The organism is Actinomadura sp. 6N118 (genome assembly GCF_044326415.1).
Lineage (GTDB): Bacteria > Actinomycetota > Actinomycetes > Streptosporangiales > Streptosporangiaceae > Spirillospora.
Genome location: NZ_JBIRAZ010000030.1, coordinates 96,547 through 111,578, shown reverse-complemented (window position 1 = coordinate 111,578; position 15,032 = coordinate 96,547). Strand labels below are relative to the sequence as shown.

The 15,032-nt window shown below is 67.4% G+C and carries 16 protein-coding genes; 7 read left to right on the top strand and 9 right to left on the bottom strand.

Features of this window, described 5'->3' with window-relative positions; genetic code table 11:
* Together ACH34W_RS48585 and ACH34W_RS48580 are read left to right on the top strand one after the other, a co-directional pair.
* Positions 1 to 195, top strand: a 195-nt coding sequence (locus ACH34W_RS48585) for a hypothetical protein (RefSeq protein ID WP_395968060.1), incomplete at its 5' end; no start/stop codon positions are given.
* A 486-nt stretch (positions 196 to 681) separates the two neighbouring features.
* On the top strand, positions 682 to 1,410 hold the full coding sequence (locus ACH34W_RS48580; protein WP_395968059.1) for a cutinase family protein: 729 nt from the start codon (positions 682 to 684) through the stop codon (positions 1,408 to 1,410).
* Positions 1,411 to 1,771: 361 nt separating this feature from the next.
* Here the strand turns inward: ACH34W_RS48580 and ACH34W_RS48575 are convergent, their stop codons facing one another.
* The 4 genes from ACH34W_RS48575 to ACH34W_RS48560 all read right to left on the bottom strand — a co-directional run bounded on the left by ACH34W_RS48575 (position 1,772) and on the right by ACH34W_RS48560 (position 4,313).
* Positions 1,772 to 2,053, bottom strand: a complete 282-nt coding sequence (locus tag ACH34W_RS48575; RefSeq protein WP_395968058.1) for a DUF6504 family protein — start codon at positions 2,051 to 2,053, stop codon at positions 1,772 to 1,774.
* A gap of 202 nt (positions 2,054 to 2,255) precedes the next feature.
* Positions 2,256 to 2,645 (bottom strand): nuclear transport factor 2 family protein, encoded by a 390-nt coding sequence (locus ACH34W_RS48570; protein WP_395968057.1) that lies wholly within the window; start codon positions 2,643 to 2,645, stop codon positions 2,256 to 2,258.
* 289 nt (positions 2,646 to 2,934) lie between these two features.
* Positions 2,935 to 3,840, bottom strand: coding sequence for a phosphotransferase family protein (locus tag ACH34W_RS48565; protein WP_395968056.1), 906 nt, complete (start codon positions 3,838 to 3,840; stop codon positions 2,935 to 2,937).
* 266 nt (positions 3,841 to 4,106) lie between these two features.
* Entirely contained in the window at positions 4,107 to 4,313 is a 207-nt protein-coding gene (locus ACH34W_RS48560) for a hypothetical protein (RefSeq protein ID WP_395968055.1), read from the bottom strand.
* Between the two features lie 382 nt (positions 4,314 to 4,695).
* On the opposite strand from ACH34W_RS48560, the gene ACH34W_RS48555 reads away from it, so the two are divergent.
* Positions 4,696 to 5,379: a lysophospholipid acyltransferase family protein gene (locus ACH34W_RS48555; protein WP_395968054.1), complete on the top strand. Its 684-nt coding sequence runs from the start codon at positions 4,696 to 4,698 to the stop codon at positions 5,377 to 5,379.
* 191 nt (positions 5,380 to 5,570) lie between these two features.
* Here the strand turns inward: ACH34W_RS48555 and ACH34W_RS48550 are convergent, their stop codons facing one another.
* On the bottom strand, positions 5,571 to 6,020 hold the full coding sequence (locus ACH34W_RS48550) for a carboxymuconolactone decarboxylase family protein (protein ID WP_395968053.1): 450 nt from the start codon (positions 6,018 to 6,020) through the stop codon (positions 5,571 to 5,573).
* 83 nt (positions 6,021 to 6,103) lie between these two features.
* Here ACH34W_RS48550 and ACH34W_RS48545 point away from each other — a divergent pair, with 83 nt between their 5' ends.
* From ACH34W_RS48545 to ACH34W_RS48535, 3 genes are all read left to right on the top strand, one after another.
* A complete protein-coding gene (locus ACH34W_RS48545) occupies positions 6,104 to 6,982 on the top strand; it encodes a sigma-70 family RNA polymerase sigma factor (RefSeq protein ID WP_395968052.1) in 879 nt (292 codons plus the stop codon).
* Between the two features lie 395 nt (positions 6,983 to 7,377).
* Positions 7,378 to 7,551 (top strand): hypothetical protein, encoded by a 174-nt coding sequence (locus ACH34W_RS48540; protein WP_395968051.1) that lies wholly within the window; start codon positions 7,378 to 7,380, stop codon positions 7,549 to 7,551.
* A gap of 243 nt (positions 7,552 to 7,794) precedes the next feature.
* Positions 7,795 to 9,699: a 1-acyl-sn-glycerol-3-phosphate acyltransferase gene (locus ACH34W_RS48535; protein WP_395968050.1), complete on the top strand. Its 1,905-nt coding sequence runs from the start codon at positions 7,795 to 7,797 to the stop codon at positions 9,697 to 9,699.
* A gap of 105 nt (positions 9,700 to 9,804) precedes the next feature.
* On the opposite strand, the gene ACH34W_RS48530 is transcribed toward ACH34W_RS48535, so the two are convergent.
* From ACH34W_RS48530 to ACH34W_RS48520, 3 genes are all read right to left on the bottom strand, one after another.
* Positions 9,805 to 11,019, bottom strand: a complete 1,215-nt coding sequence (locus tag ACH34W_RS48530) for a hypothetical protein (protein ID WP_395968049.1) — start codon at positions 11,017 to 11,019, stop codon at positions 9,805 to 9,807.
* A complete protein-coding gene (locus ACH34W_RS48525; protein ID WP_395968048.1) occupies positions 11,019 to 11,591 on the bottom strand; it encodes an RNA polymerase sigma factor in 573 nt (190 codons plus the stop codon). The genes ACH34W_RS48530 and ACH34W_RS48525 overlap by 1 nt, the downstream gene beginning before the upstream one ends.
* Positions 11,592 to 11,754: 163 nt before the next feature.
* Entirely contained in the window at positions 11,755 to 13,266 is a 1,512-nt protein-coding gene (locus ACH34W_RS48520; protein ID WP_395968047.1) for a DHA2 family efflux MFS transporter permease subunit, read from the bottom strand.
* Positions 13,267 to 13,456: 190 nt separating this feature from the next.
* Between ACH34W_RS48520 and ACH34W_RS48515 the strand changes: the two genes are divergently transcribed.
* Positions 13,457 to 13,894 carry a hypothetical protein gene (locus ACH34W_RS48515; protein WP_395968046.1) on the top strand — a complete coding sequence of 146 codons (438 nt, stop codon included), beginning with the start codon at positions 13,457 to 13,459 and terminating at the stop codon, positions 13,892 to 13,894.
* Between the two features lie 10 nt (positions 13,895 to 13,904).
* Here ACH34W_RS48515 and ACH34W_RS48510 read toward each other — a convergent pair whose 3' ends face one another.
* A complete protein-coding gene (locus ACH34W_RS48510) occupies positions 13,905 to 14,927 on the bottom strand; it encodes a LacI family DNA-binding transcriptional regulator (RefSeq protein WP_395968045.1) in 1,023 nt (340 codons plus the stop codon).
* Between the last annotated feature and the right edge of the window lie 105 nt (positions 14,928 to 15,032).

Below are 15,032 nucleotides of genomic sequence, written 5' to 3'. Positions count from 1 at the left end.
ACCGACATCGACAAACTCGCCCTATGCTGCGGCTGGCACAACCGCTGGAAACACACCCACCCCCACCAGATACACATCACCACCACCGACGACGGCCGCTACCGATACCGGGCACTGCCACCTGACGAGGTCGCCAGATCCAGACACGGCAGACCCGTCCAGGCCGACAACCCCTGGCACGACCACGCGGCCTGACCACCCCGCACACCCCCAGCCCTGTAGTAGCCCGGCGCACCCCCAGCGCCGGGCCTACAGGCACGCCCCCACCCCGGCACAACCACCCCCATGACCCCACCAACCCGCAGCACAGCCGGATCCAGATCGGCAGATCTCAACAGCCATACGTGTCAGCGCTTAACAGGTCGTAATCAACGCCAGCCCGCCAAGTGAGCTCACCGCAGGTGCACGCGCTATCCGGGAGGGTCAGCTTCGGCTCGCGCTCTACACCGCGGCAGCGTCCGTGCGGCTCGCTACAAACCGGGCTGAGATTCCAATAGGCCCCATGCGCAAAACGCGACGCTTCCCTTAGCGGCGAGCTGACAACGCGCTCGCCATCTCGGCGAAGGTGGCTGTTCATGACAAATGGCCAAGGCTTATTCGCTCAGTTGGACGCGTAGTACGGCGCTGGCGTCGTCGCGACACTTCGGCCGAATCCCCACCCCGAGCGGAAGGAGCCGCGTCATGCGGTCCGTCACTCACAGATCCGGCCGGCGAATCCTGACGGGCGCCGCCGCCATGGCCCTGGCCGCCGGAGGCGTCGCCACCGTCACCGCGGTGCCCGCCGCCGCGGCCGAGTGTAAGGCGGTCAGCGTCATCTCCGCCCGCGGCACCTGGGAACCCCAGGAAGGAAGCTGGCTACAGAAGCCGATGGGCGACCTGATCCTGCAGAAGTTTCCCGGCCAGGCCAAGTACACCGAGCTGACCTATCCGGCCCAGCCCTCGTTCAACACCAGTGCACCCGTGGGAGTCGGCAACCTGATCAGCACCCTCAACTCCGAGACGCAGGCGTGCCCGAACCAGAAGTACATCCTGCTGGGCTACTCGCAGGGCGCGGGCGTGGTCGGCGATGCATTGGCCGCGACCTCCGCCCGCATCTGGGGCGCGGACAAGGGCACGGTCAGTTCCGCGGCCAGCAGCCGGATCGCCGCGATCGTGATGTTCGGTGACATTCGCTTCCGGGCAGGCGAGCCGTTCAACGTCGGCACCTTCGAGCCGGGCAAGCAGTCGGGTAACCCCCCGCCCCGCCCCCTGGGTGCGCTCAACACCTACAGCTCCCGCATCCAGAACTACTGCGTGCGCGACGACTTCGTCTGCCAGGGCAGCACCGGCAACTTCATCGCCCACCTCTCGTACTTCACCAACGGAATGACAACTCAAGGCGTGAACTACGCCGTCGCAAAGGTCGGATAGCCGAAGAAGTGACGTGGGCGTCCCCCTGAGGACGCCCACGTCAGAAACCCTCGCTCAGACGCCTCCCGCCTCGACCAGAATCGGTAGCCAGCGCCTTAATCGCGCCAGATGTAGTCAGCAGCAGCCGCGGCACACCGGCGTACGCGGCGGGTGCTTCCATTGGGCGAAGTCCCCTCGCTTCGGCTGTGATGACCAGCCGCTGGTAGTTCATCTTGTCTCCACTGACCCGCGTCCAGGTGACCACACCGCGCCACTCCCCTGTGTTCTCGTGCTTGACCCAGGCGAGCAGATACCCATGCGCCTGAACGCCCGACAGCCAGACGAGGGGTGGGCAGTAGAGGTGTCCTTCGAACCGCACGGGTCAGTCGACCAGCCCGATGAGCCGCCAGGTCATGGACGCCTCGTCCAACGCCAGTTCGGCTTGCCCGGAGCCGCCGCTACTGGAAGCCTCTACCAGCCAGTGGCGGATCTGCTGTGACTCCCCGCCGGCCAGGGACACCTCCTCACGCCACCAATCACGGGTGGTGACCCAGTAGTCCAGCACCGGCCCGGCCTGGTAGACGCGACGTCGCCACGTCCACCGCAACGGTCTGCCGATCTGATCGGTCTGCACACCCGTGATCCGCTCGTTGTAAACCCTCACACCCCGCATCATGTCGAACATGCGTTCTAAACGCCACTCGCGCAACCGATTCGCCATCAACGGCTGACGTGTGTGACGGCCATCGATACCTGTCACATGCCAGCGCTTTCTGTCACCGTGATCGACTATCCGGCCCTCCGGTCGCCAGTCGCTCGGCGTAGAGCGCGGCGATTCGGTCGATGGGGCCGCGCGCTGGGTGTGCTCAGGCCGATGCCGCTGTGGTGATGTGGCTGAGGACGCACAGCCAGCGGCCACTCCGGTGGACGAACACGTCGGTGGTCCACTCGTCGGCGTCGAACCGGTGGCCCTGGTGGTGTGCGGTGTTGGTCACCCGCCCGGTGAGAACCGCGGTCTCGTCATAGATCCGAACGCGTGGCTCGCTGACGAGGTCCATTGCCGAGTGGGTCAGCTCACCGGAGGCGACCAAGGCCAGGAAGTCCGCCTTGGATGCGACGCCCGACTCCGAGACGATCACCCAGTCATCGGACATGAAGTTCGCGATACGCGTGGCATCGTTGGACACGATCGCCGCTGCCCATTGCTGGGAGGTGGCGACCAGCTCGGCATACTTCGCCTCGGCGGGATCAGGCATTCCTGTGCCCTCGCTCATAAGCTGCCCGACTACTGAGAACCGCGAGATGACAACTGCCTCTGGTAAGCAGTGACAGCTATCGATGGGAACCCGACACAAACACCCAGCATACGGCCCAGGCCAGGTGACACTATCGATGGGGGTCACAACGTGACTCACCACTTCAGTTGGCCACTCCACTGGCGAGGTGCCAGTTGCCGCTTGCGACTCCAGCTATAGATGGCAGCTCCCAGCTTTTGTTGGCGGCTGGGGCTTAAGGACTACTCGTAGCGGTCGGGCTCGTGCGGCCTCACATCTGGAAGGTCAGCATGTCGATCTCGCCGCCTGGCGCGGAGGGGTCGAAGCCGTGCTCGATCAGCCAGCGGATCGGTCGCAGGGTTCGTAGCGACCACCATGCGCGGATCACCTCGAGGTCGACGTCGGTGCCGTAGCCGGCGATGACGTCGCCGAGGTGTTCCTGATGTCCGAGTGTGAGGGTGGCGAGGTCGAACAGGGCGTCGCCTTGGGCCGCCTCGGTCCAGTCAATCACGCCGGTGATCTGGTCACCGTCGGTGAACACGTGGGTGACCTGGAGGTCGCCGTGGGCGAACACCGGTGTCCATGGCCGGAGTGCGGCCTCGGCGATCTGGCGGTGGCGCGTGACCACGTCGGCGGGAAGGACGCCGTTGGTGATGAGCCATTCGCATTCGCCGTCGATGTGCGCTGCGACCTGGTCGGGGCTTCGACCGGGCCATGGCGGCAGCGGTGCCTCGTGCAGCTTGCGTACGGCGGCGCCCGCCGCGGCCCACGCCGCCGACGACGCGGTCGACGGTTCGCCCAGGCGGCCGAGTGCCTTCCCTGGGAGGGCGGCGAGCGCGAGCACGGGCGGCTTGCGCCACAGGATCCGCGGCGTCGGGATCGGCGCCAGAGCCATCGCCTCGACCTCGACGTCGGTACGCGCCTGGTCAGCGTCGATCTTCAGGAACACCTCGCCGACCCGCAAGGTCGCGCACTCGTGATGGGCGACGACGACCTCGACCTCTTCCACGTCGGCCATTATCGCGCGGTGATCGCCGACGTCACCGGGTTTATCCGTGCGACTGCGCTCTCCGACGGGCAGGCTCATAAGCTCCCGGATGAGGTCCAGCACGTCCTGGTCGGCTTCCCTGTGGAGCTTCAACCGGGTGATGTCGTCCAGGACCAGGGCCGTGGTCATAGATCGCGTTCTTTGCTCGGCGCCGGTGCGGTGGCGGGTCTCGGCTGGTGCGGATGACGTGATCGACCGACAGCGGCCCGGCCAGGGCGACGAACGCGGCCGCATTGCCGTCGGCGAACTCCTGGACCTCAACGCCCGCGGCTTCGGCCAGCACGTTCTTCAGCGAGTTGTCGTCAGTGCCGGTCTGGAGACGGACGTGCCCGCCACGGCGCAGGAGAGCCCCGATCATCTCGACGACGACCTGGGCTCTCCGCGAGCGACGAAGATCAGGGCTGGAGGCAGCCCACCACCGGTACCTCAGCCGGGACCTGGAGGGCCGAGGGATCGATGAGAGCCGTGACCTTGCCCACGTCGCCGGCGACGCACGTGACAAGCGCACTCGGGTCGACCTCGGCGGAGGAGGGAGCGGCCGTCAACATCAGGATGGCGGCGGGAACCAGGACAAGAGCAGCGGAACGTGCGAGGACACGCACAAGTGGCTCCTTTTCAGGCGGGGACAGGGCCGCAATTCCAGTCGAAACAGCGGAATGCTTTCAACACACTACTTAAAGTAGTCACCCCCTGTGGGGGCATCGAAAGACAGGAACGATGGCCTTCGGGGTCAAGGATGTTCACTTCCACGCCAGAGACCTCGAGTTCGGGATTGGCCGGAAACTCGATGGCCCCGGCACCTGGGATCCAGGACGAGATCGCCGCTGTCGTGGTGGCCAGGCTATTTGCCGCCCGTGATCTCATGAGCTGCCCGAGGTGTGTCTGAGGAGCGGGCAAGTACGGAGATCTACATGTTTCCGGCGTGTGATCTTGTAACTGGCCGCCACCGCGCCGCCGTGGTCGCGGACCGTAGTGTCCCGGGCCATGGATGTTGAGCGCCTGATGTATCCGTTGGTGAAGTACGTGGTGTTCGGCCCGGCGATGCGGGTCATGTTCCGACCTCACGTCAGCGGATTGCACCATGTTCCCCGCCGGGGACCGGTCATCTTGGCGGCCAACCATCTCGCGTTCATGGATTCCTTCGTTCTGCCGCTGGTGGTGCCACGGCGGGTGCGCTTTCTCGGTAAGCAGGAGTACTTCACGCGCTCGGGCGTCCGAGGCAGGGCGATGGCCGGCTTCTTTCGCGGCCTCGGCGCCATCTCAGTCGACCGGTCCGGCGGACGCGCGGCGCTGGAAGCACTCGACACCTCGGCTCGGGTGCTGGAGGGCGATGGGGTGTTCGCCATCCACCCCGAAGGCACACGATCCCCGGATGGGCGCCTTTACCGAGGGCACACCGGGGTGGCGCGACTGGCGCTGCGCACCGGTGCTCCCGTCCTGCCGGTGGCGATCGTGGGAACCGACCGGGTCCAGCCGCGCGGCCGGGCCGTACCGAAGATCGGCCGCATCGGGGTACGGATCGGTGCCCCAATGAGCTTTGCGGAACGGAACGCGGGCGCGCCGCGCGGCCGGAGGTCCCGCGAGGTCACCGACGAGATCATGCAGGCGATCCAGGGGCTGTCGGAGCAGGAATATGTGAACGAGTACGCACCCCGTCCCGCCGCCTGATCCCCACGCGGCCATCGATCGCCCTGCTGCCCTAGATCTCCCACGTCCTGCATCTGGTTGAAGGACCAGGCGGCTTTGCCGACCTCCTCACGCCACCCCCGCACACCTGATCGTCAACGTTCTCGCTCATCGCACTCCTCGAGGTCATCTAGGAGCTGCCAAGGGCCGGGCCAGCTGCCAGGCCGCCCGGGTCACCAGGTTTTGCCGGCCTGTTCCCGGACGGTGTGGTTGAGCCGGTTGAAGAAGTTGGTCAGCGCGATGTTCAGGATGATCGCGGATAGCTGCTTCTGGTCGAAGTGGGCGGCGGCTGCGTCCCAGATTTCGTCGGTCACGCCTGATGCGCCATCCTGGATCCGGGTGGCGGCCTCGGCCAGCGCGAGCGCTGCCCGTTCCGCCTGGGTGAAGAAGGGTGTTTCGCGCCAGGAGACCACGTTGTGCAGGCGCTCGTCGGACTCCCCATGCTTCTTGGCCGACGCGACGCCGGCAAATACGCAGGGGCTGCACCCGTTGATCTGGCTGGCCCGCAGGTGGACCAGTTCGATCACGAGAGGGTCGGCGCCACCGGCGTGAACCGCCTTGTTGAGCAGCTGGATCGCCGTCATCACGTCGGGATTCACCGGGCCGTTCATGCGTGCTTGCATCGATCTTGCTCCTTCGTCGGTTACCTGTGCCCGTCCGGGGCCGTCATCACCTATGACGGAGCAGATCCAAGGAAGGTAACGACATGTCCGACACCAGCCCGACGGACCCGGTGGCTGAGGCGTTCCAGAGCCAGCGCGACCGGCTGCGCGCGGTCGCCTACCGCATGCTCGGATCGCACGCCGACGCCGAGGACGTGGTCCAGGAGGCCTGGTTGCGGCTCTCCCGCCAGGACGCAGCGACCATCCACAACCTCGCCGGCTGGCTGACCACGGTGGTCGGCCGGATCAGCCTGGATGTTCTGCGATCGCGCCAATCCCGCCCTGAGGCGTCCTATGACGACCGGCTGCCCGAGCTCGTGGTGACGGTTGACGATGGCCTTGCGCCTGAGGACGAGGTGGCGCTCGCCGACTCGGTCGGGCTCGCGCTGCTCGTCGTCCTGGAGTCGCTCGGGCCGAGTGAGCGGCTGGCGTTCGTTCTGCACGACCTGTTCGGGGTGCCGTTCGACGAGATCGGCCAGATACTCGGCAAGTCGACCGCTGCCACCAAGATGCTCGCCAGCCGCGCCCGCAGGAAGGTGCAGGTGACCGAACGGCAGGCGGTCATCGGACAGGAGCAGCGAGAGGTGGTCAACGCCTTCCGTGCGGCGGTGGTCAGTGGCGATTTCGAGCGGCTGCTGCGCGTGCTCGACCCGGACGTGAAGCTGATCGTCGACACCCCCGACGGCGTGGTCGTCACCCTCGGCGCCACCAAGGTCGCCGCCGGCGCGCAGATGTCCTCCGGCGCAGTCGCGCGGGAGCGCGCGGTGCTTGTCAACGGCCTGCCCGGGTTCGTCTCCTGGCGCGAGAACGGAACTCCGCTCTCGGTCATCGCGTTCACCGTCATGGACGGCCGGATCGCCGGCATCACGGTCCTGATCGACCCGGCCAAACTCGCGTCGATGGACCTGCCGGATCCGGTGTGAGTCACGGTAACGCCCGCCATCCTGTTATGTCTCCGTCAAGGAACTCTCCCGAGGAGACGTCCAGGGCTCGGCAACCGAGGACCTGGCCGATCTCGACGACGATCGGCACCACGTCGTCGCCGACTCCACCAGGCCCCACGTCGGGTCTGACAGATCGATCAGGGGCACGTGTCGCCGCAGCAGATCCTGCACGTCTCGCAACGGGCCGATAGGCCCCGGGTCGAAGTCCTTGGGCAATTCATCGACACCGACGACTTCGCCGGGGGCCTTCAACACCAGCACATCCCAGCTCACAACAACCTCCGCATTGACTCCACCGCAACCTACGATGCGGCCTGGCGCCGGCGGGTTGCGGACACCAGGAATGTTGCGGACACCAGGAATAGTGTCCACGCATGGAGGAGAATCCCCTCGTTCGTGAGGTCTTCCCCGACCTGGTCGCCGAGTTGGTGGCCCTGCTGGAGGAGGAAGGCGAGAACATGCTGGCCATCAGCGCGTGGGATCTCCGCTTGGTGGCCGAGTGCGGTTGCGGTGACGACTTCTGCCAGAGCCTCATACAGCAGCAGTGATCCCGGTCCCGACAACGGCTGCAGGAGCTCCGGGCAGACCCTGACCTCAACGCCTCACCCGCAGTTGACCCTCTGCAAGCCCTGGTGCCGGTAAGTTCTAACCTCACCACTCTCCGTATCTTTTCATGTCGCGAGAGTAGGCAACCGTCTATCGGGATGCGGTGGAACGGGCCGGCGCAGGCCCCCGCGCCTGCGCCGATCTGGCGTCGTCCCCACAGTCCTGCGTCGAGAACGGAAGGGGCCATGAGGAGAAGCAGTCTCGGACCTGTCATCAAGGACGTACTCGGCGCTCCGGCGGTCCAGGCCGAGGCCGCCGGGCTCGCCGCCCAGCTGGGGCTGTCTACAGGTGACGCCGAGGAGAAACTCGAAATCTACCTGCGGCTCCTGGTCCCGTCACAGGAAGAGCGAGCCACACGCCTGCTGCACGCGATTTCACATCCGGTGGTGTGCTGCTGGAATCTGCAAGCGGAACGTTCCGCGGCAGCCGAGCTCCGCCGCCTTGCCGAGCGTCACCCGCTGGTCTTCCTGCCTGCGCACCGCTGTTACGCCGATCCCATGGTCCTGGCCACGACCCTTCGGGCAGTCGGGCTCCCACCGACCGTCCGGTTCACCGGGGACACCATGGCCTTCTGGCCCATCGGGCATCTGGGCCGTCGTGCGGGTTCGGTGTTCATCCGGCGCAGCCTCGCCGGGGATCCCCTGTACGCGCTGGCTGTACGCAGTTACCTCAGGTACGCGGTGCGTCATGGATACAACCTGGAGTGGTATCCCGAGGGCGGCCGCTCACGGACTGGCCGGCTGCGCCCGTTCCAGCACGACCTGATCCGCGATCTGGTCGATGTACTGGACGACAGCCCGTCCGGTGATGCCTACGTGGTGCCGGTGACCATCGCCTACGAGCTCCTCCCCGATGCCGAGAGGCTGGTCGCTGAGGACGCCGGACTCGCCAAACGCCGCTGGCTGTTCGGACAATGCCGGACCAGCCGGCGGTTGCGCGGTGGGCGTGCCTGGATCTGCTTCGGCACACCGTTCTCGGTCCGGGAATGCACCGGCCCATCCCCAACCGGGCGAAGCACCGATGCGATAGGCGTGGGCTGCGAGGCGGCTGAAACGCCCACCAGCGGGTGGAGGGCCACCCGTGCCGTGGGCGCCGAGCTGGCACGCCAGCTCCAGGCAGCGACGCCGGTGACCCCGAGTTGCCTGCTCATCCTGCTCCTGAACGGGGGGCACCGCGAGCCGCGCGATGTGTGGCAGATCATGCGTGAACTCAAGCCGCTCATGGCGTTCATCAGCGACCGCAGTATCCCCGCGGTCAACCTGCATTCACTGACCTCACAGGGCGAGGTCCAGCGGGCGCTGGGCCGGCTGATGCGCGCCGGCGCCGTCACCGCCGAAACCCCTCGCCCCACCTCCCCCCGCCGCTACCGGATCGGCCCTGAACAGGCCCACCTGGCTGCGTTCTACCAGGAACAGGCCGCCCATTGGTTCGTCCCGCGCGCCATCGCCGAACTCGTCCTCGCCACCGCCGCCGACGGCACGGCGTCCGCAGTCGAGTCACGAGCACTGCGCCTGCACGCGATGCTCGACGGCCTGATCCCGCTGCCCGAGCCGGCAGAGTTCCTGGAGGCGCTCCGCCGCGAACTCGCCGCGATCGGCTGGACGGATGGAGAAGTGGACGCCGTCGTGGCGCCCAACTCCCCCACCCGCCTGCTGGCTGCCCAGCCGTTCCTGCTGGCCCACCGCCTGCTCGGCGGCCCTCTAGAGGCGGCGCTCGCAACGGCCACGGCCCTGGCCGAGAGCGATGTGCAGGCGGAACGCTGGCAACTTCCGCCCGGTCAGGGAGCACTCACCGGACGCTGGCCCGAATCACGGTCACGAGAACGATGGCGCGCCGCGACCATTGCCGCCGACAAAGCCACTACCGGCGAGAACGCCCCAGCCATGGACACGGCTGACTCTTCCAGAGAAAGGCGGCGAGCATACGCCGCCGAACTGGCCGTCCTCGTCCACGGCCTGGACATGGCCGCCGACCTCGACGCCCACGCCGCCGGCGGCCCACCTGCGCCCCTGCCCCGCGCCGACAGCAGGCCCGTGGCCAGCAGCAGCCATGATGCAAGCAGGAACGACGAAGGGCAGGAGAGGCCATGACCGCCACCGATCCCAGGCACCCTGCCCAGCGCCAACGGCCGAGCAGGCCCCGTCTCGCTCCCGGGCCCTCCGCACACCCGGTAGCGAGGTAGTGCTGCTCGCCAGTCAGCGCGGCGGTTTCCCGCGATCGAATTCCCTCACCCAGGCCGGATAGAAAGACTCGGGATCGGCGTTCGTCCACTCGGCCCTCTTGACGACCTCGAAGAACTGGCGGATGCCCGGCTTGAGGTTTGCGTTCTTCGTCCCGGGGGTGACCACCACGGCTTGGCTCGCGGTGAGGAGCCCAGTCGTCCGTTCGATGAACAATTGCCACTCCAGCGTCCCGAACGCGGTGTCGGTCTGCCGCATCGCGATGGCCTGCCCCTTCCTGCCCATGGGATCAGTCGCGGTCACGATCTGGACGCCCTTGAGGCTCGCCAGGATCCGGTACGTGGCGACGCGCACCCGATCGGACACCGGCCGTTCGATGAGCAGCATCGACGCGCGCGTGAACAGGTAGAGGTCGGGGTCCTTGAGCCGCCTGTGGTCGAACTTCGTGGCGTAGTTCAGCAGCCACGCACGCAGCTTGGACGGGTCGGCCGGCAACTTCCGTGCGGTCTCCACATCGAAGTCGAGATGCGCGCCCTCACCGATCACCGGGCCCCTCTCGGACTGTCCCGATGCCTCGACACCGCGTTCCTCCAGCGTAGGACGCCCGTCGACCCCGATGCCTCCGGTCGGTCCGTGGCTCACGGTGGGGCCGGGACGGCCATCCTTGACCCACAGCCTCCGGTCTTCCGGGCTCACCGGCCGCACGCCGATCTCGTGCTCCTCGTCGCTCCAACCCCTGGACGACATACCGTTGCCCAGGGCGTTGTCAGTCGTACCGGAGATTTGGTACTCGCCGCCCGTGACCTCGACCGTGTAGGGGCCATGCGCGGACCGTACGACCGCTGTTCGGCCCCCCACCAGATGCGTGTACCAGTAGCGGCCTTCCTTGATGTTGCGTTCCTTCGCGTTTGCTGCCGCCAGCATGAAGTTGGCCGCAGGGCCACTGTGCCCTGCGAGCGGTTCCGGGCTATACAGCGGTCGCGTGCTCCACAGGTGATACGCCCCACCTGCTGCCAGTGCGACGGCGGTCATCCCCGCGACCAGCGCCAACCTGAAGCGCGGCTGGGTCGAGCGCCTCCACGGTCGAGCCTGGCCCGCCCACGGTCGAGCCTGGCCCGCGCGCTTCCTGGTGGCCTCATTGGTGAGCCGCCGCCACACCTCCTCCTTTGTCTGCGGCGAAGCAGGCCGCTCCTCGGTCAGCGCGTCGCTCAGCATCTTCAGCTCGTCCATCACTGACCCTCCGTCATCGGATCGACGCCCCCGAGCGCCTCACGTACCTTTTTCCTCGCCCTGCTCAGCCGCGAAGCGACCGTCCCGTACTCCACACCAAGCGCCTGCGCGACCTCCGGGTAGGTCAGGTCGGCCAACGCGACCAGCAGCAGCGCATCCCGCTGCCCGCTGGACAACTTCGCCAGAGCCGCCCCCAACTGCCCCCTCACAGCGGTGGCGGACACCTGCGCCGCCACCGCCTCCTCATGGCCCTCCTCTTCTGGCGCGTCCTGCTGCATCCGGGCCATCGCCCGGTAGCGGCGTACCTCGTTCCGGCGATGGCGACTGACGAGCCTGGTCGCGATTCCGTACAGCCAGGACCGCACCGCCCCCTGCTCGGGATCGAACTGGTCCCATTTGCGGAACGCGATCATGAAAGTCTCCGCCGCGATGTCATCGGCGGTGTCCGCGCCCAGCCGACGGTCCACGTAGCGGTGGATCTCGTCGTAGTGGTCGTCGAAGATCGCGGCGAACCCGTTCGGCAGATCTGCGGGTCTCCCGCGCGGCCGTCTGAAGGCCTGGATGGCACTCATATCCCTACTCGCCCGAAGCCCGCACATCCCATCCCATCCGTACGAACCGTTCCATCCTTCCGGCTCATCCGACGAGGAAAGGCGAGGGCGCCCGTGAAGCGATCCGTGCGATCAAGCCGGAGACCACCACACTCGCTGGCCTACGGATCGACAAGGCGTGGCTTCACGCGGATCGCCCGGCCACGTCCGGCGATGCGGTGTCGCGGACGCCGGCGGCTGTCGCCTGTGGTGGCGCTGTCATGGCAACCGGTCGTTTGGCCGGTATGCCGAGCGCGACGAGCATGCCGATGAACGCGAGTGCCGAGAGCGCGCCCATCGCCGCCGCGAAGCCCTCGCTGAACTCCTCGGCTGACGCGTAGCCACCCACGCTCGCGAAGATGGCGACGGCGACGGCGACGCCGAACACACCGCCGAAGATCCGCAGCATCATGAACGCGCCGGATGCCTGGCCGATCTCCTGTGGTTGCACCGCTCCGACGACCGCCTTCTGTGCCGCGGGCATGGCCATGGTCAGACCGACCCCGCCGACGATCAGCGCGGGCAGCAGTTCGAGATAGCCGGTGTCGGTGTCGGCGACCACGGCGATCCAGCCCGTTCCGACCGTCTGGAGCAGCAGGCCGCCGACCACGAACACCCGCTCCCCGATCCTGTCGGCCAGCGCGCCGGCGATCGGCGCGCACACCATCAGCGTCGCGGTCCACGGCATCAGCCGCAGGCCGGCACCGAACGGCCCCTCACCGAGCACGGTCTGGAAGTACTGCGCGAGGAAGAACAACGTCCCGTACAGCGAAGCGAACACGGCGAAGTTCGCCGGGTTGGCCGTGGCGAACGCCCTCACCCGGAAGAACCGCATCGGCAACATCGGCGCCTTCGTCCGTTGCTCCCAAAGCACGAAGGCGACCACCAGCGCGACTCCGAGCACCAGCGCGCCCACGACTTCCGCGCTGCTCCAACCCGCCGCGTTCCCGCGCACCAGACCCCAGACGATGCCGAACGCGCCCAGCGTCACGAGCACGACCCCTCCCAGGTCGAACCGGCTGTTCGGGCCGACACTCTCGTCCACGCGCCGCGCCGTGAGCATGATCGTGATCAGGCCGAGCGGCAGGTTCAGCCAGAAGATCCACTGCCAGGCCAGCCCCTCGGCGATGACACCACCGATGAACGGGCCGCCGAACGTCGCCAGGCCCGTCAGGCCCAGATACAACCCCATCGCCTTGCCCCGCTGCCTCGGCGGGAACATCGCACTGATCAACGTGAGCGACAGCGGCAGCACCATCGCGGCGCCGACACCCTGCAACGCCCGGGCCGCGATCAGCGACCCGATGTTCGGGGACACCGCGCAGGCCACCGACGCGACGGTGAACACCGCCAGGCCGGCGACGAACATCCGCCGGCGCCCGAACCGATCGCCCAGTGCCGCTCCGGTCAGCAGCAGCACCGCGAACGTCAGGTTGTACGCGTTGACCGTCCACTCAAGTGATTCGAGCGATGCCGTCAGATCCTGCCGGATCGTGCTCAGCGCCGTGGTCACGATCATGCTGTCCAGGGCCATCATGAACGACGCCAAAGAAGCGAGCCCCAACACCCATGCCTGCTTGGGCGTCATTCGCCCTTTCTCATTACCTATTACGTCGGTGCTCAACCGTTCATCCTCTCCCGGTGGGTCCTCTCGCATGGATGGACACCACCAGTCCGGAAAACTGGTCGCTGTCGGCCGTACCAGACTGTGGCGCCAGGCTGTGGCCCTCTTCTCCGGGCCAGGATTCGGTGTGGATTGGGTTGGGCGGTGGTTCGCCCGGGCTGGGGCTGCCAGGGTGCCGGTGAGGATCGCTGATGTTCACCTGTCGAAGAGAGGAAGCACCAGCATGAAGGGTTCCCTTCGCGTGGCGGGCCTGCTCTTGGCCACCGCCGTGGCCACCACTGCGCTGCCAGCGGCGCTGCCGGGCGTCGCTGTCGCGGCCAGCGGCATTCCCGCTGCGCCCGCGCCCACTTCCGCTGCGCACGGTGCCGGCCAGGGTGGATCCGACCCTGAACTGGCCCGCTTGCTCGACAGGCTCACGCGGCTCGACCTGCTGCAGAGGCTTGGGGTCCTGAAGAAGATGAACGCCAAATACCCCGGCATCGGCGCCTTTCTCGACAGGCTTCAGGCGATCTCTGTGACGGAGCTCCTGGGCCAGTCCATCCCGGCGTCACCCGAAAACAAGTCGGCCACCAACCAGCTGGCCGATCCCACCTACAGGGGCGCCATGGACGGCTTCAGGGCCCGCCCCAAGCACAAGGTCCTGAAGGAGTCAGTGGACTAGCGCGCCCAGGTCAGCGGGTGGTGGACTCGCGGATCACCAGCTCGGGCTGGAAGAGGATCTCCTGGTGGGCGTGGTCGTCGGGGTTGTCGCACTCCTCGAGGAGGAGTTCGGCGGCGATCCGTCCGAGCTGGTACGTCGGCTGGCGGATCGAGGTGAGCTGGACGGCCGAGGCCGTCGCGAACTCGATGTCGTCGTAGCCCATCAGCAGGACCCGCTCGGGCACGCGGACGCCCTGTTGCAGGAGCGCCCGCAGGACTCCCATGGCGAGCAGGTCGTTGGCGCAGAAGATCGCGTCGGGGAGTTCGGCCAGCAGATGTTCGGCGGCCTCCTGGCCCGAACGGGGGGTCAGGTCGGACGCCTCGACCTCGCGCAGCGTCGCGCCGGGGATCTGCCTGACCGCCTTGAGCGCGCCCGCGCGGCGGTCGGCGCACTGGCGGATCGTCAGCGGCCCGGACACGTACGCGATGTCGCGCGCTCCTTGGTCCAGCAAGTGGGCGACGGCCGTTTGCCCGCCGGCGATGTCGTCGACGCTGACCGAGCACTGCTGCGGGCGGGTGGCGGCGTGGTCGAGCATGACGGTCCCGATGCCGCGTTCGTGCAGCAGCTTGAGCCGGTCGCGGCCGTCCTGCACCGGGGTCACCAGGACGCCGCGGACACCCTGCTCGGCGAGCATCCGCACGTTCCTGTCCTCGCGCTCGACCGAGGTCGCGGAGCTGCAGAGGATCACCGCGTAGCCGCGTTCGCTCATCAGGTCCTCGACGCCCGCGGCCAGCGCGGTGAAGAACGGGTTGGCCAGGTCATGCACCATCAGGCCGACGAGCTTGCCCTGACCCGCCCTGAGGCTGGAGGCCGATCCGTTGCGGACGAAGCCGAGCTCGCTGATGACCTGCATGACGCGGGCGCGGGTGCCGGCCGCGACTCGTTCGGGCCGGTTCAGCACGTTGGAGACCGTCCCGGGTGAGACCCCCGCGGCGAGCGCGACCTCCTTGATGCCGATCGTCCCGTCGCGGTGGTCGGGATCACTGCTCGCCATGGGCCCTCGCTGGCTGTCCGTGGGTGAACGGGTGAAGCATGCCACATGCCGGAGCGCGAAGTAAAACGTGTCAATCGGTTAGGTCTCTTTGCTCTCCGGGTCTTG